This window comes from Globicatella sulfidifaciens DSM 15739, from assembly GCF_900167405.1.
Lineage (GTDB): Bacteria > Bacillota > Bacilli > Lactobacillales > Aerococcaceae > Globicatella > Globicatella sulfidifaciens.
This window is the reverse complement of the sequence record NZ_FUWO01000023.1, coordinates 1-22,027: the sequence shown is the minus strand read 5'-3', so window position 1 is coordinate 22,027 and position 22,027 is coordinate 1. Positions and strand designations below refer to the sequence as shown.

At 35.7% G+C, this 22,027-nt stretch carries 17 protein-coding genes; 5 read left to right on the top strand and 12 right to left on the bottom strand.

Annotated elements, in window-relative coordinates; all coding sequences use genetic code 11:
• Positions 1-1,030: 1,030 nt before the first annotated feature.
• The 4 genes from B5D12_RS09190 to rplM all read right to left on the bottom strand — a co-directional run bounded on the left by B5D12_RS09190 (position 1,031) and on the right by rplM (position 4,227).
• Positions 1,031-1,492, bottom strand: coding sequence for a GNAT family N-acetyltransferase (locus B5D12_RS09190; RefSeq protein ID WP_078756542.1), 462 nt, complete (start codon positions 1,490-1,492; stop codon positions 1,031-1,033).
• A 283-nt stretch (positions 1,493-1,775) separates the two neighbouring features.
• Positions 1,776-2,084 (bottom strand): DUF4298 domain-containing protein, encoded by a 309-nt coding sequence (locus B5D12_RS09185; protein ID WP_159443920.1) that lies wholly within the window; start codon positions 2,082-2,084, stop codon positions 1,776-1,778.
• Between the two features lie 1,293 nt (positions 2,085-3,377).
• On the bottom strand, positions 3,378-3,770 hold the full coding sequence (gene rpsI, locus B5D12_RS09180; protein WP_078756540.1) for a 30S ribosomal protein S9: 393 nt from the start codon (positions 3,768-3,770) through the stop codon (positions 3,378-3,380).
• 13 nt (positions 3,771-3,783) lie between these two features.
• Complete coding sequence (gene rplM, locus B5D12_RS09175; RefSeq protein WP_066125431.1) at positions 3,784-4,227, bottom strand: 50S ribosomal protein L13; 444 nt, start codon at positions 4,225-4,227, stop codon at positions 3,784-3,786.
• A 267-nt stretch (positions 4,228-4,494) separates the two neighbouring features.
• On the opposite strand from rplM, the gene B5D12_RS09170 reads away from it, so the two are divergent.
• Both B5D12_RS09170 and B5D12_RS09165 read left to right on the top strand, forming a co-directional pair.
• Entirely contained in the window at positions 4,495-5,031 is a 537-nt protein-coding gene (locus B5D12_RS09170; RefSeq protein WP_234982957.1) for a hypothetical protein, read from the top strand.
• Between the two features lie 11 nt (positions 5,032-5,042).
• Positions 5,043-6,305 (top strand): BaiN/RdsA family NAD(P)/FAD-dependent oxidoreductase, encoded by a 1,263-nt coding sequence (locus B5D12_RS09165; protein ID WP_078756539.1) that lies wholly within the window; start codon positions 5,043-5,045, stop codon positions 6,303-6,305.
• A 546-nt stretch (positions 6,306-6,851) separates the two neighbouring features.
• Here the strand turns inward: B5D12_RS09165 and B5D12_RS09160 are convergent.
• The gene (locus B5D12_RS09160) at positions 6,852-8,267 is read right to left on the bottom strand and encodes a LysM peptidoglycan-binding domain-containing protein (protein WP_078756538.1); all 1,416 of its coding nucleotides are present in this window, start codon (positions 8,265-8,267) and stop codon (positions 6,852-6,854) included.
• A 479-nt stretch (positions 8,268-8,746) separates the two neighbouring features.
• Between B5D12_RS09160 and B5D12_RS09155 the strand changes: the two genes are divergently transcribed.
• Together B5D12_RS09155 and B5D12_RS09150 are read left to right on the top strand one after the other, a co-directional pair.
• Positions 8,747-9,466 carry a YebC/PmpR family DNA-binding transcriptional regulator gene (locus tag B5D12_RS09155; RefSeq protein WP_066125427.1) on the top strand — a complete coding sequence of 240 codons (720 nt, stop codon included), beginning with the start codon at positions 8,747-8,749 and terminating at the stop codon, positions 9,464-9,466.
• A gap of 223 nt (positions 9,467-9,689) precedes the next feature.
• Entirely contained in the window at positions 9,690-10,160 is a 471-nt protein-coding gene (locus tag B5D12_RS09150; protein ID WP_078756537.1) for a glutathione peroxidase, read from the top strand.
• Between the two features lie 186 nt (positions 10,161-10,346).
• Here B5D12_RS09150 and B5D12_RS09145 read toward each other — a convergent pair whose 3' ends face one another.
• The 6 genes from B5D12_RS09145 to B5D12_RS09120 all read right to left on the bottom strand — a co-directional run bounded on the left by B5D12_RS09145 (position 10,347) and on the right by B5D12_RS09120 (position 18,829).
• Positions 10,347-12,131, bottom strand: coding sequence for an ABC transporter ATP-binding protein (locus B5D12_RS09145; protein WP_078756536.1), 1,785 nt, complete (start codon positions 12,129-12,131; stop codon positions 10,347-10,349).
• Positions 12,124-13,890, bottom strand: a complete 1,767-nt coding sequence (locus B5D12_RS09140) for an ABC transporter ATP-binding protein (RefSeq protein ID WP_078756535.1) — start codon at positions 13,888-13,890, stop codon at positions 12,124-12,126. Before B5D12_RS09140 ends, B5D12_RS09145 begins: the two co-directional genes overlap by 8 nt.
• Positions 13,884-14,348, bottom strand: coding sequence for a MarR family winged helix-turn-helix transcriptional regulator (locus B5D12_RS09135; protein ID WP_159443919.1), 465 nt, complete (start codon positions 14,346-14,348; stop codon positions 13,884-13,886). The genes B5D12_RS09140 and B5D12_RS09135 overlap by 7 nt, the downstream gene beginning before the upstream one ends.
• Positions 14,349-14,681: 333 nt before the next feature.
• On the bottom strand, positions 14,682-16,226 hold the full coding sequence (locus B5D12_RS09130) for an ABC-F family ATP-binding cassette domain-containing protein (protein WP_078756533.1): 1,545 nt from the start codon (positions 16,224-16,226) through the stop codon (positions 14,682-14,684).
• A 539-nt stretch (positions 16,227-16,765) separates the two neighbouring features.
• Positions 16,766-17,635 (bottom strand): homoserine kinase, encoded by an 870-nt coding sequence (gene thrB, locus B5D12_RS09125; RefSeq protein WP_078756532.1) that lies wholly within the window; start codon positions 17,633-17,635, stop codon positions 16,766-16,768.
• Positions 17,636-18,829 (bottom strand): homoserine dehydrogenase, encoded by a 1,194-nt coding sequence (locus tag B5D12_RS09120; RefSeq protein WP_159443918.1) that lies wholly within the window; start codon positions 18,827-18,829, stop codon positions 17,636-17,638.
• A gap of 140 nt (positions 18,830-18,969) precedes the next feature.
• On the opposite strand from B5D12_RS09120, the gene B5D12_RS09115 reads away from it, so the two are divergent.
• A complete protein-coding gene (locus B5D12_RS09115) occupies positions 18,970-20,334 on the top strand; it encodes an aspartate kinase (protein WP_078756530.1) in 1,365 nt (454 codons plus the stop codon).
• Between the two features lie 254 nt (positions 20,335-20,588).
• On the opposite strand, the gene B5D12_RS09110 is transcribed toward B5D12_RS09115, so the two are convergent.
• Positions 20,589-21,626: a phosphate/phosphite/phosphonate ABC transporter substrate-binding protein gene (locus B5D12_RS09110; RefSeq protein WP_066125411.1), complete on the bottom strand. Its 1,038-nt coding sequence runs from the start codon at positions 21,624-21,626 to the stop codon at positions 20,589-20,591.
• Positions 21,627-22,027: the final 401 nt, after the last annotated feature.

Genomic DNA, 22,027 nt, shown 5'->3' with positions numbered 1-22,027 from the left:
TCTGATGATACAAGGCGTTATGCAAAGTCGTTTGACCTAATTCAAAGTCATGGTCAAAGATATATGTCGAAACAAAATTACAAGCGTTTAAAAACTGTTGTTGGGTTTCTTCGAATTTTTCAATATCACTAGCACTTGGGTATAATTGCACTTTAATCGTTTTCGTTAACTGCATCTTGTCACCTCTTTCCTCTTAAATACATTATACCATCTATTTAGTGAAAACATTAACGATAACCTAGTAAAATTAACAAAAGAGCTGTCTATTTCGCTAATTCCTCCTAGGTATTAATACCGAGGTTTCCTTAGCTGACAGCTTGTAAATGAAAATAGCGCAACGAAAATTATTGCTTTGCCTTTCTCCAGTGCAATAGAAGATCAAACTATTTTAAGTAATAAAGTAAGTTAAAACAATGATGGGAGTGGACCAGAAGTAGAAAATTAAATAATTTCGCTTCGTCTGCCCATCCCCGCACAGTTGGTAGTGGACCAGAAGTAGAAAAACGATTGATTTTCGCTTCGTTTGTTCACCCCCGCAAAGTTGAGTAGGTCTCAAACAAGTCTAGAGACGCAGATTGAGACCACTCAACCACTGCGTTATAAATTAATGACCATTAATTTGACTGGACTTTTCAAGATTAATCTCAGCTAAATTAAGACGCCATTTGAGACCACTCAACCACTGCGCTATTAATTAACGAACAATAAACTTGACTAAATTTAACAAGTTTATGCCCAACGTCTATTATCGCTCAAATATTTTTATAAGGTATAAAATCAATATTTAGTTTAAAAGATAGTTACTACTTTCTTTACATTTTTGATGGCTTTGTCGTCCTCATATTTGGTAATGTCTTAGCCCTTCGTAATACTATCTGGTGCAAAAATTTATTTCCAGTAAGCAATTCTACGATTTCCTTCTTACTTAGTCTAATATTATTAACTGACTGTTATTTAAGTTAATTTCATCAAATTAATTCACAAAATTCAAGTAAAACTCAATTTTTATACTGACTTTTTATGACAATGATTATGATAGTGCTTTAACCCATACTAAACAGGGATTATGTTCATCCCATAATGTCGGAAAGACTTCTAATTTTTTAAAGCCACAACAACGATAAAATTGGTTCGTTGCATCATACTGCTGATAATGACCTTCATCTACTGTTTTAACTTGAATTAAGTGATAGCGACCGGTCATTAATTTTTCAGCTGCTTTCATAAGTTGTTTACCTATTCCTTTTCGATGATAGGATGGTAAAACTCCCAAACAGACAATTTCAACACAATCTACACTAGTATTTGATAGTGTTACAAATCCAACAGGTTCATTCTCATCAAAAGCGACAAGACACTCACTTGTTTTAGCATCATCTATATACCATTGAGTAGCTTCTTCAATTCCAAACCATTCAGGTAACTCTTGCAAAATATTTTTAACTATTTGCGATTTTTCTAACGATTCATTTATTTCCTTAATTATTACCATGTTATGCTCCTTATCGAGGCTTTAATTGTTTTTGAAACCTCCAGTAATTTTTTTCATATAAATGTCCTCCTTTCCTCAATTTTCGATTTTAGTATAGCATAAATCAAAAAAAGCTGGACAGAAACTTAATCATTTCTATCCAGACTTATTAAAATGGGTGTCGTTTAATAATTAGATGTTACTCAATCTAAAAATAAACTTAACTTACAAAATGATAACTAGTCTCTTAGATTTGAATAACCTCATCAAAATTTGATATTTATAAATGCCCATACTCAATTAATCACTTCAATAATTCTGTAGCTATTTCTAACATTTCAATAGCTTGATTTCTAATGGCAAATACGGTGTCATAGGGATAGTCTTCGCCTAAAATGGCAGTTGTTTCGAGCTCATCAAAATAGCCCTCATCAAGCATCTCTCTATGCTTAAACCATTCTTCACTACTATAATACTTATCGAAGTTCTTAATCTTTGGCATTTGTTTTTTTACTTTATGTAAGACTTTATCCAATTCTGCTAAAGTCGCATTTATTTCACTAAATTCTTTTTCTAATTCTTTTAATCTCTCAACTTCTTTTGCTTTATTCACAAAAATCATCTCCTTTAATTATATAACGATACTCTTCGGTTCTTTTTATTCTTTGTACAATATTACTTGTATTTTTATCCACAATGTCATAAAAGAATTTATGATGATAATTTAGTCATGAGTCAATACTAATTGTTTAGTTTTAAGTTTGAACATGTAAAAATGCATCTTAAAAATGATGGAAATAGACAATAACATAATGTAAAATCAGCACTAGTGCAACGGTTGGCAAAACTTAAAATTTTTTGTTTGGTCTAATCTATTTAGTTTATCGTCCAGCGATTGAGTGGTCTCAAATGGCGTTTTAACGAGATTGAACATAAATTTGAAAAATTCAGTCAAATTAGTGCTTATTCATTAAAATCGCAGTGGTTGAGTGGCCTCAAACTGCGTCTAAATGACTTGTTTGAGGCCTACTCATCTGTGCGGGGGTAGGCCGACGAAGCGAAAATTATTCAATTTTCTACTTCTTGCCCAATCCCAATCTATTATTATTTTATGATAAATACGTTTCTTAATCAATTCTAAGCGTCTTGAATCTATTGTTGGGGTTTGTTCAGATAGCACGCTCTTCATTCGATTAGTTAGAATAACTAAACGAAAAAATGTTATATACTAAGAATACTATAATATCATTTTTTTCAAATATATAACTTCAAATACAAGCAAAGTACTTTGCATCAACTACAGTCTAACGTTATGAGCTTCGTTCGTTCCGCACTACGCATAGCTTATCCGAAACTAACTACGTACGAACGGATAAGGCAATTTGTGTCATCAATTCAATAAAAAAACCCCTCCGATAAGGAGAGTGCTGTAATTTTGTAATTATATTTAATTGAACTCAACTTGCAATGGAAAGTTGAGGAACTCCATCTGCATGCGAACAAGTTCGCAACAGCTGAAGCCTAATACTTTATGAATTTATTCCATATCCCATTTACATAATCATTTTCAACTTATAACTTTCTATCATTCGTTAAAGAATAGTCGGTAAAAAGTCAGTACGATATAAACAAAAGACACCTTCCATAATTGGAAAGTGTCTTGAAACGTTGATATATTTTCAATTGAACTCAACTTGCAATGGCAAGTTGAGGAACTCCATCTGTAAGCGAACAAGTTCGCAACAGCTGCAGCCTAACGTTTTGGGCTTCGTGCATTCTGCTCTACGCATACCTTATCCGTAACTCACTGCGTTCGAACGGCTAAGGCAATTTGTGTCGTCAATTCAACAAAAAAAGCACCCTCCGATAAGGAAAGTGCTGTAATTTCGTTATTGCAGTAAAAAAATTAACGTTTACTGAATTGACTAGCTTTACGAGCTTTCTTAAGACCTGGTTTTTTACGTTCTACCATACGAGGGTCACGTGTTAATAAACCAGCAGCTTTTAAAGCTGGACGGAAATCAGGATCTACAGTTAATAACGCACGAGCGATACCGTGACGGATTGCTCCAGCTTGTCCTGAGTAACCTCCACCATTAGCGTTAACAGTTACATCATATGCTCCTAATGTTTCTGTAACTTCGAATGGTTGTTTCATAACTTCATGTAAGTGAGGGAAAGGAATGTATTCTTCTAATGATTTACCATTAATAGTGATTACACCAGTTCCTGGCACTAAGCGTACACGAGCTACTGAATTTTTACGACGACCTGTACCAATATATTGTGCTTTAGCCAATTAAATTCCCTCCTTAAATTAATGTGTTAATGTCTAATGCTTCAGGTTTTTGAGCTGCATGTTTATGCTCTGCTCCACCGTAAACAAATAATTTAGTGAATTGTTTACGTCCTAAGCGAGTGTCTGGTAACATACCTTTAACAGATAATTCAACTAATTTACGAGAATTTTTTTCACGTAAATCACCAGCTGAGATAGATTTGATTCCACCTGGATGACCGCTATGACGGTAGTACATTTTATCTGCTGCTTTGTTTCCAGTTAAAGCTACTTTATCTGCATTGATTACGACAACAAAATCACCTGTGTCTACGTGAGGTGTAAATGTTGGTTTATTTTTTCCGCGTAAAATTGAAGCAACTACTGCTGAAAGACGGCCTAAAGGCACATCTGTCGCATCTACTAATACCCAGTTACGTTCAACTTCGTTTTTCTTAGCCATATATGTTTGACGCACGATTGTTTCCTCCATTATTAAATCTAGTTGTTTGACAAGTACTATTGAGTTTCCGGGGCTCATAGTGGGGCAAACAATACCGTCTATCATATTACCCCTAAAGTACGATAATGTCAAGCATTACCAACAATATTTTTTCAATTATTTTTCAACTTTTTCCTGGTGTTCAGGGACGAATTTTCCCGGAAAAAAATTAATCCAAATTTCATTTACCATACCTTTATTACTGATATTATGCTATAATTCTAACATTAGGAGGGGTTTAAATTGAATATTATAACAAAAAATCGTACCCAACAAATGTTAATTAGTAGTTTGTTAATTGCTATTGGTATTATGATTCCATTAGTGATGCCCATTAAAGTGATTATTGGTCCAGCATCCTATACACTTGCAAGTCATGTACCGATATTTTTAGCTCTGTTTATCTCACCTTTTGTCGCTTTAAGTGTGACTGCCGGAACGACCATTGGTTTCTTATTGGCAGGGTTCCCTTTAATCATTGTTTTAAGAGCTTTATCACATTTTTTATTCGTTCTTTTTGCTTTATTTTTAATTAAAAGTTTTAAAATCAATCAGCTATCATTTGCTAAACAAGCACCATTCTATTTCTTAATTAATGTGGTTCATGGCTTAGGTGAAGTACTAGCAGTTTATTTATTCTCTGTCACTGCCCAAACTACCAACACAGAAGGCTTTTACTATACTTTATGGGTATTAGTTGGTTTTGGTACCATTATTCACGGCTTTATAGATTATGCACTCGCTCATTTAATTTTCGATCGCATTAAGGTGCGTCATTAAGAAGAAGTCATATGAAAAACACTTATCAAGTTATTATTGTCGGTGGAGGAACCAGTGGTCTCATGGCTGCGGTACACGCTGCTTTACAAGGTGTCAGTGTCCTTGTTCTAGAAAAAAACCCAAAATTAGGTCGCAAATTACTCTTATCAGGTGGTGGTCGTTGTAATGTGACCAACCGTACCTCACGTGATGAATTAATTCGTCATATTCCTGGTAATGGCAAGTTTTTATACAGTGCCCTCAATCAGTTTAATCAAGAAGATATTGTGCATTTTTTTGAAAGTCGTGGAGTACAACTGAAAGAAGAAGATCATGGGCGCATGTTTCCCGTTACAGATAGCGCTCGTACCATTTTAGAAACTTTATTGGATTACTGTCGTGAACTAGGTGTCGAAATTCAAACCAATGAACCTGTCGATAAGCTAGTATTTGACCGTGAAAACCAGTGCGTCAAAGGGGTACTAACGAAATCTGGTTTAGAAATCCAAGCCAATGGTGTTATTCTAGCAACGGGTGGTCGGGCTTACCCACGAACAGGTGCGACTGGTGATGCTTATGCTTGGGCCAAATCAGCTGGTCACACGATTGAACGGTTATACCCTACCGAGTCCCCTCTACTATCAGATGATGAGTGGATCACTGGTAAAGCTTTACGTGGTGTTTCTTTAAGAGATGTGGGCGTGACCTTATGGGATGCTAATCAAAAAGCTATCACTTATCACCAAATGGATATGATTTTTACTCATTTCGGCTATTCTGGACCCGCTATTCTAAGATGTTCTGGTCATGTTAACCAGTGGCTTCATCAAACCCGTGAAAAGGTGGCTCATCTATCTATCGATTTAACACCGCATCATACGATGGAACAACTAAAATTTTTTGCCGAAGAAAACCGTGACAAACAATTATTAACTATTTTAAAAAATTTGATGCCAGAGCGTATGGCTGAGGTAATTTTATCTCAATTAAAAATGGATCATACGACGGCTTATAAACAATTAGTTCACGCTGAAGTTGAAGCCTTATTTAATAAGATAAAACATTTTGATTTCACAAGTACGGGTTCGCAACCGATTGAAAAAGGATTTGTAACTGGCGGTGGCGTTTCAACTAAAGAAATTAATCCAGCAACGATGGAGTCCAAGCTAATGAAAGGTCTTTACTTCTGCGGTGAATTATTAGATATTAATGGTTATACCGGTGGTTATAATATTACGGCTGCTTTTGTTACGGGTGGTGTTGCAGGACAAAATTGTGCTTGGAATAGTTTTTAATTAAATAGCAAGATATCTATCTTTTCAGCTGACGTCCATTCGTCAGCTTTTTCTATGCAATAATATTTTTCATTTATTAATAGTTTTTTTGTGATCGAAAAAGAGCAGACAAAAATGAGCAATCGAACGATGGCTACTTTTTATCTTTCTCCTATTTGTAAAATAGTTCTAATTGCCGATTTAGTACGGGTTATCACTTCGCATTAACACTCCTACCAGTTAAAGAGGTTGAATAGCCCTTAGAGACGGTTTGTTATTTTACATTGACATTCGCGAATCTTTAAATAAGTCTACGGTATTTTATCAGTGCATACATATGCTAGTATTTCCATTCGCGAAAATCTGAATCGATATTGAATCGGTTGTTCTCTCGCAAAGTGACTCTCTAATATGTTCTGATCACTTCTTGGTGAGAAATAACTGCTAAGATTAACAACTTGTGAAAGTGACTCTCTAATACCATTTATTCACTACACAATGATTTAAAGACGCAAAACTGGACAGAAAGTCTATAATATCTGCCCAGTTTTTTTCATATTATTTTTATTATTCAGTAACGGCTGTTGGATCTGATACTAAGATCGTTCCATTAACAATCATTGATTTTTCTGGTAAGCCATTCCATGCACGTAAATCTTCTGGTGTTACACCATATTGATCGGCAATAGTTTGTAAGTTTTCACCTGTTTGAACTTCATGTAATGTTGGTTCTGGGTTACTTACATAAATTTCTTTACCTACTTCTAATTCATTGTCAGCCAATTCATTCCACACTTTGATTGCTTCTGCTGTTGTTTTATAAGTTTCAGCAACTGTATCAATTGTGTCGCCTTCTGCTACTTTATGTTTTTGAGGTTCATAAGCAGAATCTTTAATAATCAACTCATCACCAACGCGCGCTGGATTTTCTGCTGTAATGTTATTCCAAGATTTTAAATTATATAGTGTGACACCATATTTATTGGCAATCTTAAATAAAGTTTCACCTTTTTGAATAATGTGTTTTGCTTTAATACCAGCCGCCTTTTCTTCGTCGGTTAAATCGTTTGAAGTTTCCGTTGCTTCTTCTTTATTTTCTTCTTTATTCTTTTCTTCGGTCGTTGTTTCTTCCTTTGTTTCTTCAGTTGGCGCTTCAGAAGTCGCACTCTTGTCTGCACCAGGGACCACTAACTGATCACCAATTTGTAAGAAAGTACTTGATAATCCGTTAATTGCCATTAAGTTATCAACGGTTGTACCGTAAGCTTGGGCGATTTCATATAAGCTATCACCTGCTGATACCGTGTAATTTGTTGTTGCAGTATTGGTCGTTGGCACATAATTAGTATAAGTTGAGGTAGCGCCAGTACTATAACCTGTGACAGCAATTTGATCACCGACATTCAACCAGTCGCTGGATAAGCCGTTCCATGCCCACAATTCTTCTTCTGTTACACCATAAACGACTGCAATGCCTGATAGTGTATCGCCAGGTGCTACTGTATGGTAGCCGGTTGAAGAGGTATAGACTGGTGCTGTGTAATCATAATAGTAATTTCCACCTGTTGCAGTAGCATTACCATAGACAACTAAAGTGTCGCCAACATTTAACCAATCGCTAGTTAAACCATTCCATGCCATTAAATCATCGACGGTTACCCCGTAACGGATGGCTAGGTTATATAGGACGTCACCATTTTGTACAACGTGAGTACCTGCAGCACTAGAATTAGATACTACCGTACCACTGCTTGATCCGTCTACGACTAATACATCGCCGACATAAATCATGTCACTTGATAAGCCGTTCCATGCGCGTAATTCTTCTGCAGTTACGCCATATGCGGCTGCAATGCCTTGTAAATATTCTCCACTTCGTACAGTGTGTGTTGTGGTTTGTGCTTGTGTGGTTGGTAAAACAGCTAATGAGGTTGAGGCTAATAAAGCCATTGAAGCTGAGATTAATTTTTTATGTAATTTCATTTTTTTCTCCTTCCAATCGATATCAATCTACCTCTATATTATAACATTTAGATAACGATTCGACCATGAATTCGATGTTTTGTCATCACATCGTAAAAGTAACCGGTCATTTTTAAAGTGTCATGTAACCTAATTGTTACACAAACACCCAAATAATCTCCTGGTTTTAAATACTTTAGTAATCTTGATAAATCCGTGATATAACAGCAACTCTTTAAAAAAGCGTTTTTTGGTGATCATTGCGTGTCCTATATCATCAGCAATGGCCTTAATATTTCCCTTTCTATTCATATTAAATGATGCTTATTTGGATTATACATAAAATGCAAGACACTTCTGTCAAAAGCCAACTCCATTTTTAAGCAAACTCTCATAATTTAGCGAATTAAAATAGAACTTAAAACTCTATCACAAAGGACGTTTTTATGGTAAAATGAGTGTTGGAACATTCTAATTTTATTGAAAGAGAAGTGAAATAAATGGGTCGTAAATGGATGAATATTAAGGAAAAGAAAGCAAATAAAGACCAAAATACTTCGAAGATTTATGCTAAATTCGGTATTGAAATCTATGCTGCTGCAAGACAAGGTGAACCCGATCCAGAATTAAACCAAAAATTACGTTTTGTTGTTGATCGTGCGAAGACATATAATGTCCCTCGTCACGTTATTGAAAAAGCCATTGATAAAGCTAAAGGTGGCGATGATGAAAACTACCAAGAATTACGTTATGAAGGATTCGGGCCTAATGGTTCAATGATTATGGTCGATGCTTTAACTAATAATGTCAACCGTACTGCAAGTAATGTTCGGGCTGCATATGGTAAAAATGGTGGTAACATGGGTGTCAGTGGTTCAGTTAATTACTTGTTTGATGCAACAGCTGTTTTTGTAATGGCCGATCAAGATGCTGACGACGTAATGATGGCTTTATTAGAAGCGGATGTCGATGTTCGTGAAGTATTTGCTGAAGGAGATACCGTAGTTGTTTATGGTGAACCAAAAGATTTTGAAGCCATTAAAACTGCTTTAGAAGGTATGGGAATTACTGAATTTGAAGTAGCTGAAACAGACATGATTGCACAAAATGAAGTGAAATTAGAAGGCGAAGATTTGAAAAAATTTGAACATTTAATTGAAGTTTTGGAAGATGACGAAGATGTTCAACGCGTTTACCACAATGTTGATTTAGACGACTAATTCATGGAAAATTCCCCTTTGGTTTTTTAATTGAAATTTTAATTGTTGTAAAGGCTTGTTTATTTAGAAATTTTGTTGGGCCGTATTATAACTTTGATGTGTTGGCCCTTCTACTTTGACTATGATTAATAAAGATACTACACTGATTTTGCCTTTACTATTCTAGTAAATATCGTAAAGGAAGTCCTGTTTTAGATATGGGATGTTTGAAAGGAGCAAAAGCATGAGTTTACCAGATTTTTCATTAGTTCGTAGTAGCGGCCAACCTTACCGCTTGAATGAGTATAATGGACAAGTCTTGTTAATCGTTAATACCGCAACCGGTTGTGGCTTAGCCCCTCAATTTACTCAATTAGAGGAACTCTATCAACGCTATCACGACCAAGATTTTACTGTCATTGGATTTCCTTCCAATCAATTTAAACAAGAAAAAGTGGTCGATAGTGATATGGAAAGCATCTGTCAATTGAATTTTGGAGTCAGTTTCCCCTTAAATGAAACAGTAGAAGTGAACGGCCCTAAGACTGAACCCATTTTCCAATGGTTAAAACAAGAAACCCAAGGGCTATTCTCCAATAATATCAAATGGAACTTTACGAAGTTTTTAATTGATCGCGAAGGACGAGTGGTTAAACGTTACTCGCCAACCACCTCGCCTAAAGCAATCGAAAAAGATATTCTTAAATTATTATAATAAAAACCAGTTAGCTTAATTTCCCTTTTAGGAATCTAGTTAACTGGTTTTTCTATTTAGGTACCTTCGCTTAGCTTAATACTTTCGCTAGATACGCTTTTTTAATTTATTGTGGGGCCACACAAAAAGTTGTAAAGTCGTTTAAATTCAATCATTATGTTCGTTATATGCTTTATTCCTTTTAGATTATAGTTCTTCTTCCTCAAAGGTGCCATTACCATTCTCAAACTGACTATTATATAAGTCCGCATAAAAGCCGTCTTGAACCATTAATTGATCGTGATTACCTTGTTCGATAATATTTCCGTCTTTCATTACTAATATTAAGTCAGCATTACGAATGGTTGAAAGTCGATGAGCAATGACAAATGAGGTCCGACCAACCATTAAGGCATCCATTGCTTTTTGAATTAATTCTTCCGTACGAGTATCCACTGAGCTCGTCGCTTCATCTAAAATTAATAATGGAGCATCTTTTATTAACGCACGGGCAATGGTCATTAATTGTTTTTGTCCTACTGATAATTGAACGGAATCATCCAATACCGTGTCATAACCTTGAGGTAATGTGGTAATAAAATGATGAATCCCCACCGCTTTGGCTGCCTTTATCACTTCTTCTTGTGTAACCTCTGGTTGATTGAATACTAAATTATCGCGAATGCTACCTTCAAATAACCAAGTATCCTGTAATACCATACTGAAATATTCATGCAATTCAGCACGAGTCATGTCTTTAATATTGACGCCATCGATTAAAATTTGACCGCCATTGACTTCATAGAAGCGCATCAATAAGTTAACAATCGTTGTTTTACCAGCACCAGTTGGACCAACAATCGCGATTTTTTGACCCGCTTTAGCTTCGGCAGAGAAATCATGAATAATCGTTTTACCTTCATCATAGCCAAAATTAACATGTTCGAAAGCAACCTGTCCTTTAATTTGTGATAATTGGGTTGTTTTATACGATTCGTCACTCATTTCGTCTGCCTCTAAATAGTCCATCACTCGACCTAAGGCTGCTCCAGCTGATTGTAAGCTTTGTGCCGCTTGAGCAATTTGGGATAATGGTTGTGAGAATAAACGAACGTACACCATAAAGGCAATTATGACCCCGATGGTAATGTGGCCATTTAAAACTAAGTAAGCACCCATTAAACTAACCATCACATAACCGAAGTTCCCGATGAAAGCCATCAGTGGCATCATCATCCCACCTAAAAATTGTGATTTCCAAGCACTTCCGTATAATTGTTCATTTAATTTTGCAAATTGCCCTTTCATTTCTTCGGCTGCATTATAACTGCTGACAATCGAGAGTCCGGTATAGGCTTCTTCGATATATCCATTGACAGTAGCTAAGTTCTTTTGTTGCGCCTTAAAATGAGCACGTGATTTACTCATAATAAAGACCATTCCAATAAAACCAATAAAAACCGAACTGATTGCTGTTAAAGCCATTACCCAATTCGTTTTAAACATCATAAATAATGTACCGATTAATAAAACTGTTGCCGAAACTAATGTTCCTAAACTTTGATTTAAGCTTTGACCAACAGTATCCAAGTCATTGGTAATAATGGATAAAACATCACCGGTTGGACGGCTATCAAAGTATCGTAAAGGAAGGCGATTCATCTTTTCAGCGATTTCACGACGAAGGCGTTGGGTATAGCGTTGTGAAATAGTTGCCACAATAAAGCTTTGTGCATACCCCATGACCGCTGCCGTTAAATACAAGATGACTAATGTTTTTCCTATTTTGTCAATTTTATTTAAGTCAATACCAACCATCACCCCTTGAGTAATGACATCCATCATTTCACTCATTTTATCAGGTCCGATAACGGTGATAACACTACTAGTAATTGAGAAAATTAAGGCAATAACGATGGGAATTAAATAGCCATCGGCATAGCGTAAAGCACGTTTTAGGGCTTTTTCTGATTGTGGTTGTTCTTTAGCCATTGGTTAATTCCTCCTTTGATAATTGTGAGTAGGCAATTTCTTGATACACTTCATTATTAGCTAATAATTCTTGATGCGTACCTTGACCGACTACTTTCCCTTGATCCAATACTAAGATTAAATCTGCATCCATAATGGTTGAAATACGTTGCGCGACAATTAACTTCGTCATATCAGCCGTTTGAACTGCTAAATCATGTCTCAACGCTTTATCCGTTTTATAGTCTAAAGCTGAGAAGGAATCATCGAATATTAAAATTTCTGGTTTGCGCGCTAAAGCACGGGCAATTGCTAGTCGTTGTTTTTGACCCCCTGAGAAATTTGCACCTTCCTGAGCCACTGTTGATTGCAAGCCGTTTTCTTTACTTAAGACAAATTCTTTCGCTTGTGCTAACTCTAAAGCTGCATTCATTTTTTCTTCCGTTAATGGCGATTCATTACTTTCACCAAAATTCAAATTGGAGGCAATGGTTCCACTAAAGATGACGGCTTTTTGTGGTATATACCCCACCCTATTATTTAAATCATCATGGGCAATCTCTTTGATGTTTTGTCCATTTAACTTAATAGCACCACTCGTCACATCGTAAAAACGTGGTAATAAATTAATTAAGGTACTCTTACCACTACCTGTGGAACCGATAAAGGCAATTGTTTGTCCTTTTTTAGCCTTGAAGCTAACATTCGAAATAACGGGTTCAGCACTATCACTATATTTAAAGGTTACATTTTCATATTCTAAAACATATTCATTTGCTTGATTGTTCGTTTTGGTTGTTGCAGGATAGTCAATCACAGAATGCGTCTCTAATACTTCATTAATACGTTTAGCAGACACAATCGCTCTTGGTAGCATGACAAAAATCATCGTCATCATCATGAACCCCATGACCACTTGCATCGCATAAGAAGTAAAGACTGCCATATCGCCAAAGAGTGTTATTTTCATATTTAAAGCTGCATTTTGAATGAGATAAGCCCCAATCCAATAAACCGATAACGATAACCCACTAGATACTATCGTCATTAATGGCATCATTAATGAGAACATTCGCATTGAGAACAAATTGGTATCGGTCAATTCACTGTTGGCAACATCAAATTTATCATTGCGGAATTTTTCAGCATTATAGGCCCGAATGACACGTATCCCTGTTAAGTTTTCACGTGAGATAGCATTCAACTTATCGGTTAATTTTTGGATCATTTTTTGCTTTGGAAAAGCCAATACCATAATAATGGTAATAACAATTAATAGTAAAAGTACGGCTAATGCGGTTGCTAACATCCATTGACCATTTTTGTTAGATATTTTAACCATCGCCCAGCCGGCCATAATGGGTCCTTTGACCATTACTTGCAAACCAAAGGCAATTAACATTTGTAATTGAATAATATCATTGGTTGTACGCGTAATTAAACTTGGGACTGAAAAGCTTTGTGTTTCCTTAGCTGAGAAACTTAACACGTGTTCAAAAATATCACGTCTTAATGTTCGTGTAAAACTTGCTCCCAATCGAGCTGCTAAAAAGCCAACTAATAGACTGGTCGCAAAACTTAATAATGATAAGAGTAACATCATCCCTCCAGGTTGATAGAGCTCTTTAAGTTCTGTACCTGGCGTCACTAATTTTTTGGTCACTTCTGACATATAATCTGGTACTTTTAAATCTAGCCAGACTTGGGCCATAATGAATAGAACACTGACGACAGCCATCATCACTTCTTTTCTATTCATTCGTTTGAATATTTTTAACATTCATATTCTCCTTCTTGTTTTTCTTCTGATTCTACTTGCGCATTTTGAGTTATTTTTTTAATGACATTATGGAAAATTTTAAATTCCTCTTGACTAATACCGTTACTAAGGTCGGCTTCAACTTGTTTCAAGAAATTTTCAATCGCCAAATGCTTGGCTTTTCCTTCATCTGTCACTTTGATGGCTTTAAAACGTTTATCACTTTCCAAAGGCTGGACATGTATAAACCCATTTTTTTCCATTCGCTTAATTAACCCTGATGCCGAAGCTTTCTGTATATTTAGGAGTTGTTCAATGTCTTTTTGAAAAACATCTTGATCCTCATGACTAATTAAGTAAAATAAGACAGCACCTTGAGGTCCTTCTAAATGTTCCAAATTACACTGGATGGCCATGTGTTGCAGATACTTTTCAATGATTAAACCTAACTCTCTGATTTTAAATCCGATATGAAACATGACGACTCCTTTCTTTTTAGTATGGATGCGAACTATAATTGTTTGTATGCTAACTATTATAGTTTGTGATTTTAAAATCGTCAAATACTTTGTTTTTATGAAAACGAATTTAAGGTAATTTTCTGAAAAATAGAGAAAACAATAAGATATTAAAAAAATAGCTTGAAGAATTTGTATTATGGCCACTGTAATCCCGACTAGGACTACAAGAGAAAAATACATCGTTTCTTCAAACTAGATGATTTCATTAAAAAACATTCATGCTATCGATCTTTTGCGATAACAAATGATGGCTAGACGTCTGATTACTTCATATTCTACTTTAAAAATTTACTACGCCAATTCACTAAAATTCCATACACCGTCGACCCAACCTTCATAAAAATCAGGTTCGTGGCAGACCATTAAAATACTGCCTTTATACTCTTGTAATGCTCGCTTTAATTCGTCTTTGGCATCGACGTCTAAATGATTGGTTGGTTCATCTAACACTAAGACATTATTTTCACGATTCATTAGTAAGCAAAAGCGGACTTTGGCTTGTTCGCCCCCACTTAGTACTTGGATTTGACTATCGATATGTTTCGCGGTTAATCCAACATGAGCTAAAGCTGCACGAACTTCTGCTTGATTAAGACTTGGAAATGCTTCCCACACCGCTTCTAATGGTGTTTGACGATTACCACCAGATACTTCTTGAGCAAAGTAGCCAATTTCTAAGTAATCCCCTTGTTCGACTTGACCACTGATTGGTTCAATAATGCCTAAAAGACTCTTTAGTAAAGTTGTTTTCCCAATCCCATTGGCACCGATAATAGCAATCTTTTGATTCCGTTCAAACACTAAATTCAAAGGCTTAGTTAATGGACGATCATAACCAATTACTAATTCTTCAGCTTCGAAGATAAAGCGGCCTGGAGTGCGTGCTGATTTAAAATTAAAATTAGGCTTGGGTTTTTCAGCTTTTAATTCAATAATATCCATTTTATCTAATTTTTTCTGGCGTGACATAGCCATATTCCGAGTAGCGACTCTGGCTTTGTTACGATTGACAAAATCTTTCAAGTCAGCAATCTCTTTTTGTTGACGTTCGTAGGCTGCTTCTAATTGCGCTTGTTTCATCGCATAGACTTCTTTAAATTGATAGTAGTCACCGGTATAACGAGTAATTTGTAAATTATCCACATGGTAAATAATATTAATCACTTCATTTAAAAATGGAATATCATGTGAAATCAAAATAAAGGCATTTTCATAACTTTGTAAATAACGTTTTAACCATTCAATATGCTCAGCATCTAAATAGTTAGTCGGCTCGTCTAATAATAAAATATCGGGTTTTTCTAATAATAATTTAGCTAGTAAAATTTTCGTACGTTGCCCACCACTTAACTCGGTGACATCGCTGTCCATTCCATAGTCTACTATACCTAAAGCCCGTGCTACTTCATCAATTTTGGCGTCTAAGATATAAAAATCATGCACCTCTAAGCGTTCTTGAAGCTCTCCTACTTCTTCCATTAAGGCATCCAGTTCTTCACCTTCTGCTTCTGACATCGCCATATATATATCATTGATTCTGGCTTCATCTTTAAATAAATCGTCAAACGCTCCTCTTAAAGCATCGCGAACGGTTTGGCCTTTTTCCAATACAGAATGTTGATCCAAATAGCCTACTTTGACATTACGAGCCCATTCAATTTTCCCTTCATCAGGTAATCTTTGACCCGTGACAATATTCATGAAAGTAGATTTACCTTCACCATTAGCACCGACCAATCCGATATGTTCTCCTTTTAATAAACGGAATGATACATCTTCAAAAATAGCACGATCACCAAAGCCATGCGTTAAATTCGTTACTGATAATAAACTCATCGCGTTCTCCTTTTATCCATTTCATACCGTATTATTATACGCAATAAATCTTTAAAAGTTAACCTGTTTTCTTATGATTAATGGTAAATTTATTAAGCCGCTGCTTTTTTTGAAAAATGATCCTTCTATATAAATACACAAGCTTGTGATTTTAACGCTATATTGTTAATAAAAACGAAAAACGTTGAAATGGTTTATGCTATTAAGTGGCTAAATAGTCAGTAGACTGCTGCACATAAAAAAGAAAGTTTATGGATCAGCGATTTTTATCTCTTCTGTAGCTCAACAGAAAAATTCTAATGTCATGGCAATAACAAGTGTGAAAAAAGCCATTGCTACCAAAAAAGCTTAATGTTATTCCGTTAAGGAGAGATTAAATAATATATCGTAACACAATTCAACGAGTGTCATCATTTAAGTAATATTTGATGAGTTTTAATTACTGAAAAACTACCTGAAAGGTTGCATCTAATACACGATTAGGTAATAAAAAAGACTGACAGCAATTAAACCAGCCAGTCTCTAAAATATTAAGTTATTCAAGGGTATACCGTCGTGATTTCATGTCGACATTCGGGTACCATTGAATTAAGCGACTGAAGAATGGCTTCTTTCCGTTCAACCGGACAAAGCGTTAAAATTGTCGGTCCGGCACCACTAATAACAGTGGCAAAAGCACCGGTAGTAAGGGCAATATTTTTTACTGCATCAAATTCTTTTATTAAAGGTTGACGATAAGGTTCATGAATAAGGTCTTTCATCATCATCGCCCCCATTTTCTCAAAATCGCCTTTCAACATAGCAGCCGTCATAATATTGCTGTAGGCATTTTGAAGGATTATTGCTTCTTTAGAATATTCTGCCGGTAGCACTTTGCGAACTTCTGCTGTACTCAACTCATAATCGGGAATACTTAAAATAATCCCTACATGATTGAAATCAGCCGTTTCATAAAATAATACACCATTTTCATAAGCTCCGATAAACAAGCCGCCGGTCACACAAGGGCCGACATTATCTGGATGCCCTTCTATTTCAGTAGCAATCAGAATTTTTTGTTCTTGAGTTAAATTTAATTGAACAAAATGATTGGCTAATTCAATGCCTGCTACAATAGCACTAGAGGAACTGCCTAAACCATGCGTTAAAGGAATTTCACTACTCATTTCCACTCTTAATGGTGGCATCGTCTGCTTAAATTTTGAAGCAACTTTATTCGCAACCTTGGCGACTAAATTTTGCTCATTGTTCGGCAAAACCTTTAAAAAAGCATCTTTAAAGTTAAATTGCCAGTTGTCAGCCGGGGACGCTTTAACTGTTAGAAACTTATTAAGGGCTAACCCAATTGAATCAAACCCAACTCCTAAATTCGCAGTGGTTGCTGGTACTTTTATTTCAAACTGTGACATCTATTCACCTTCTATCTGATAATAAGCTGCCAGTGTTAATTCTTGGGTCAACGCTTTAAATGTTGGTTCTGAAATGGTAGCGGTTAAAACGGCTGTTATTTCGTCATTTTGCCATAGTTGATACTTGATGTTCATCGCAGTTAATCGCTCTTTTAAAAGGGACATATCTTCCTCCAAACGGATATAATAACGATGATCTGTTATACTTTTTGTGAAATGGCCACTTTCTTGAGTGGTTAGATTCCCAGTGAAGCCAAATTTTTCGATGAACAAAATATCCGAAACTACTGCGGATGCTGTTTCCGAACTGCCGGCTCCTGGTCCATAAAACATTGTTTGTCCCACGGCATCTCCCTCAATAAATATCGCATTTTTTTCTAATTTGACATTAGCTAAACTATGGGTAGTGGGTAACAGCACTGGTTCTACACTGATACTGATGGCATCCACAACTTGACGACTTTTTCCTAATAATTTAAGAGTGAAGCCATTTTCTTGAGCCAATTGGATGTCTTGTTGATCAACTTGACTAATACCTCTTACCTCCACGCGTTCAAGCGGAATATTTACTTTAAAAGCTAAGCGTGATAATATCGCAATCTTACGTGCTGCATCATCCCCTTCGATATCATTAGTAGGATCCTTTTCGGCATATCCTAATGCTTGCGCTTGTGCTAAAGCTTCTTGGTATTCACATTGTTCATCTGCCATCTTCGTTAAAATGTAATTGGTCGTGCCATTTAAAATTCCCATCACTTTATTAATTTTATTAGCATTTAAACTATATTGTAAGGGTTGGATGATTGGTATACCCCCACCACAACTCGCTTCATAACCGATTTGGGCTTGATGTTGATTTGCAATTTGTGCCAATTCATTAAGATGTAATGCTAACATATCTTTATTAGCTGTTACCACATGAATACCACGTTCTAATGCTTTTCTTTGAACTGCGTAAGGAAAATCCACGCCACCTAAAACTTCCACAATAAGTTGGATATCACTGTTTAATATTTCATCAACGTCATCCGTTACTATAATTCCGGTTAAATCAAGGGTCTCATCTTTAATGTCTCGAGCTAGCACATGAGTAATGTCAATTTTTGAATCAGTACGAGCCTCATTAACCTTTTGTAATAGTTTTAAGACTCCTCCACCTACTGTTCCTAATCCTAAAATTGCTATTTTCATCATAAAGTGCTCTCCTCCAGTGTGTTTTAATGAATTCCTCATTTATTACTCTTCATTTTACAATAAACACTACCTTTTTGCCATCTTTTCATGTATGATGATTAATAAAGTTAAAAATTATTATTGTTCAAGGATGTGATAGCATGAAAGTCGCAAAATTTGGAGGGAGCTCGTTAAGTAACGCAACCCAAATACAAAAAGTAGCCAATATCATTCAAAATGACCCGGAAATTCAATTCGTAATTGTTTCGGCACCAGGGAAAAGAGATGATAAGGATACGAAGGTGACGGATTTATTAATCCATTTATTTGATGAGAAAGTTCATAGCGGATCAATTGAAAGAGCAAAACAGATGGTCTTAGATCGCTATTCTTCAATTGCTGATGAGTTATCACTTTCAAAAGAGATTATTACCCATTTTGATCATGTTTTAACTGAGTATTTATCTTCAATTACTGACCCTCTGCGACTCCTAGATGCTCTTAAAGCGTGCGGTGAAGATTTTAATGCTCAATTAATTAGTGAGTATTTCCAATCATTAGGGCTTGATGCTCGCTATATTTCACCAGATGAACTAGGGATTATTGTTAGCGATGAACCAAGTAACGCGCATTTATTACCTGAATCTTATGATAAAATTGCCGAATTTAAAGATGATAAACAAATTTTAATCATTCCTGGCTTCTTCGGCTATTCACCAAATGGCAATATCGTGACCTTCCCTCGTGGCGGTAGTGATATTACAGGCGCGATTGTTGCTCGTGGTGTTGAAGCTGATATTTACGAAAACTTTACAGATCAAAGCTATATTTACGCAGCCCACCCTGGCATCGTCCGTAAACCTTATGCTATTAAAGAAATTACTTATCGTGAAATGCGTGAGTTGGCTTATTCTGGTTTCGGAATTTTTCACGATGAAGCGTTAGAGCCATTATACCAGGTAGACATTCCCGTAATGGTGAGAAATACTAACCACCCTGAAATTGCTGGTACTAAAATTGTTGCTCAGCGAGAAATCAATCCTAATTTACCTGCTATTGGGATTAGTTGCGATGAAGGGTTTACTGCTATTTCTATTAATAAATATTTATTAAACCGTCAATTAGGTTTTACTCGCAAATTGTTACAAATTTTTGAAGATTACCATATTTCAATTGAACATATTCCTACTGGGATTGATGATATTTCAGTGGTTGTTCGTTCTCACCAACTTGCAGCTCCCGGCACTTTAGATACCCTCTTAAAGGATATCGAAGAGCAACTGGATCCTGATTTCATTAATGTAGAAACGGATTTGGCAATTGTAGTAATTGTGGGTGAAGAAATGGCTGAAGTCGTGGGCACCGCCAATAAAGCAACCCGCGCTTTGGCTTCACAAGAAATTAATATTTTAATGATCAACCAAGGTGCCTCTGAAATTAGTATGTTTTATACCATTAGTATGGATGATAAAGATAATGCGATTCGTGCTCTTTACCATGAATTTTTCGGTCACTTACATTTTTAAAATCAACCAAAATATAATCCCTAAAGCTTCTTAATAAGAGCCTTGGGGATTTTTTTGATATTAAATTTTATTGAAAAATGTATGCTTAAATAAACTTTTCCGCTTTTAGAAAAGTTTTAGCTCCATCAAATTTGAAGGGAAAACAGACTTCACTTATTTCTGGGCTGTTAGAAACCTTAATTCTTCTCCAATAAATCAAGCGCAAAAAACGTCTCAGGAATATCCCGAGACGTTCAATTCATTATTTAAGCTAATTAGTTATTAGCTTGTTCACGTAAGATTTTTTGAGCTTCACGTTCTGTATCGTAATCTTCTGATTTAGCTTCTTGGTAACCTTCGTGGCTGTAAATAGAGATAACTTCTTTACCTTCTTCAGTACCAGCGATGTTAATCATTGCTTTAGCAATTGCTGCTTTTAATTCATCCGTCATGTTAGGTGATGTTTTAGAAACAGAAACAGTATCGTTGTAAACATTTGGAGTAACACCGATTACGTTAGTTTCTTCAAAGATTGATGCTTCACGGTTCATGTCGCCTTCCCAATCTTCAACATTATCAACACGTAAGTCAGCATATCCAACGATGATATCTACTTGTTCAGCAGCTAAACGCGCTACAGAACTTCCGTAAGATTCAGATTGTACAACATTTGCTAAGTCAGAGATTTTTTTACCTTCAAATTGATTACCTAACCAGATTGATGGGTAAATATAACCTGATGAAGATGAAGATGACATTACAGCCCATTTAGCTGAGTCAACATCTTCCCATGTTAATTCTTCACCATTATTAATTTTTTCTGCTAACTCTTTACCTTTTTCAGAAGGTCCAGCAATGATTAAACCTTTGTAATAAGTTACTTGATCTTCAACTTTTTCAGTTGGTTTGCCGTCGTTCCAGTCAGCTGGATTTTCAGAGTCTTTGCTTAATCCTTGACGAGTTGAGGTTAAGATAACATCAACATCTTCATCATATAAAACATAAGTTCCACCAGGGATAAAACCAATATCAGCAGTTCCAGCAGATAATGCTTCACCAGCTGCTTCATAGTTAGTACCAACTTCAATTTCAACTTCACCGATTTCGAAGCCTTCTTTAGCTAATTCATCTTTTAACATTTGTTTTAATGGTTCAGTAGCAGTAATGATATCTTCTGGGTCACGAGAAGGTACGAACATTACTTTTAATGAATCAATTTTTTCTTGAGCATGCGCTGTGACACCTGCAAAAGTTCCTGATAACATTGTTCCAACTAATCCGAATAACGCAATATTGCGCAATGATTTTTTCATGTGAAAAATCCCTCCAATTATATTATGGCAGACTCGAAAATCGGCCTTATGTTTTTTATTATAGCAAATAAATAACCAAGAAAGTATATCAACTGATATAAATTTACAAAATCTTTTTAATGCTTTTACAAAAACACTTAGAAAAGTTATAACATCAAGGTTTTTAACTATAAATTTATCCGAACGATTAAAATGAGAATTGTAAATATCTTGTAAGTTCCCTTGTTTTATCCTATCTATTCTTTTAGTAAAGTCCTCAACCATTGATTCAATTTTGGATTACTCATATTGATAAGTTGTATCTGGTTATCAACTACTCTCTGTTAAAACAGAGAGTTTGTCCTAAACATGGTGGTTGTACAAACGATGTCATATCTCCAACCGTTTAAAGACACTAAGGG

Bases quoted from the DNA above. Each gene is read 5' to 3' on its own strand.
- B5D12_RS09190 (WP_078756542.1), bottom strand. From the start codon at position 1,492: ATGGTAATAATTAAGGAAATAAATGAATCGTTAGAAAAATCGCAAATA.
- B5D12_RS09165 (WP_078756539.1), top strand. From the start codon at position 5,043: ATGAAAAACACTTATCAAGTTATTATTGTCGGTGGAGGAACCAGTGGT.
- B5D12_RS09160 (WP_078756538.1), bottom strand. From the start codon at position 8,267: ATGAAATTACATAAAAAATTAATCTCAGCTTCAATGGCTTTATTAGCC.
- B5D12_RS09155 (WP_066125427.1), top strand. From the start codon at position 8,747: ATGGGTCGTAAATGGATGAATATTAAGGAAAAGAAAGCAAATAAAGAC.
- B5D12_RS09150 (WP_078756537.1), top strand. From the start codon at position 9,690: ATGAGTTTACCAGATTTTTCATTAGTTCGTAGTAGCGGCCAACCTTAC.
- B5D12_RS09145 (WP_078756536.1), bottom strand. From the start codon at position 12,131: ATGGCTAAAGAACAACCACAATCAGAAAAAGCCCTAAAACGTGCTTTA.
- B5D12_RS09140 (WP_078756535.1), bottom strand. From the start codon at position 13,890: ATGTTAAAAATATTCAAACGAATGAATAGAAAAGAAGTGATGATGGCT.
- B5D12_RS09135 (WP_159443919.1), bottom strand. From the start codon at position 14,348: ATGTTTCATATCGGATTTAAAATCAGAGAGTTAGGTTTAATCATTGAA.
- B5D12_RS09130 (WP_078756533.1), bottom strand. From the start codon at position 16,226: ATGAGTTTATTATCAGTAACGAATTTAACGCATGGCTTTGGTGATCGT.
- thrB (WP_078756532.1), bottom strand. From the start codon at position 17,635: ATGTCACAGTTTGAAATAAAAGTACCAGCAACCACTGCGAATTTAGGA.
- B5D12_RS09120 (WP_159443918.1), bottom strand. From the start codon at position 18,829: ATGATGAAAATAGCAATTTTAGGATTAGGAACAGTAGGTGGAGGAGTC.
- B5D12_RS09115 (WP_078756530.1), top strand. From the start codon at position 18,970: ATGAAAGTCGCAAAATTTGGAGGGAGCTCGTTAAGTAACGCAACCCAA.
- B5D12_RS09110 (WP_066125411.1), bottom strand. From the start codon at position 21,626: ATGAAAAAATCATTGCGCAATATTGCGTTATTCGGATTAGTTGGAACA.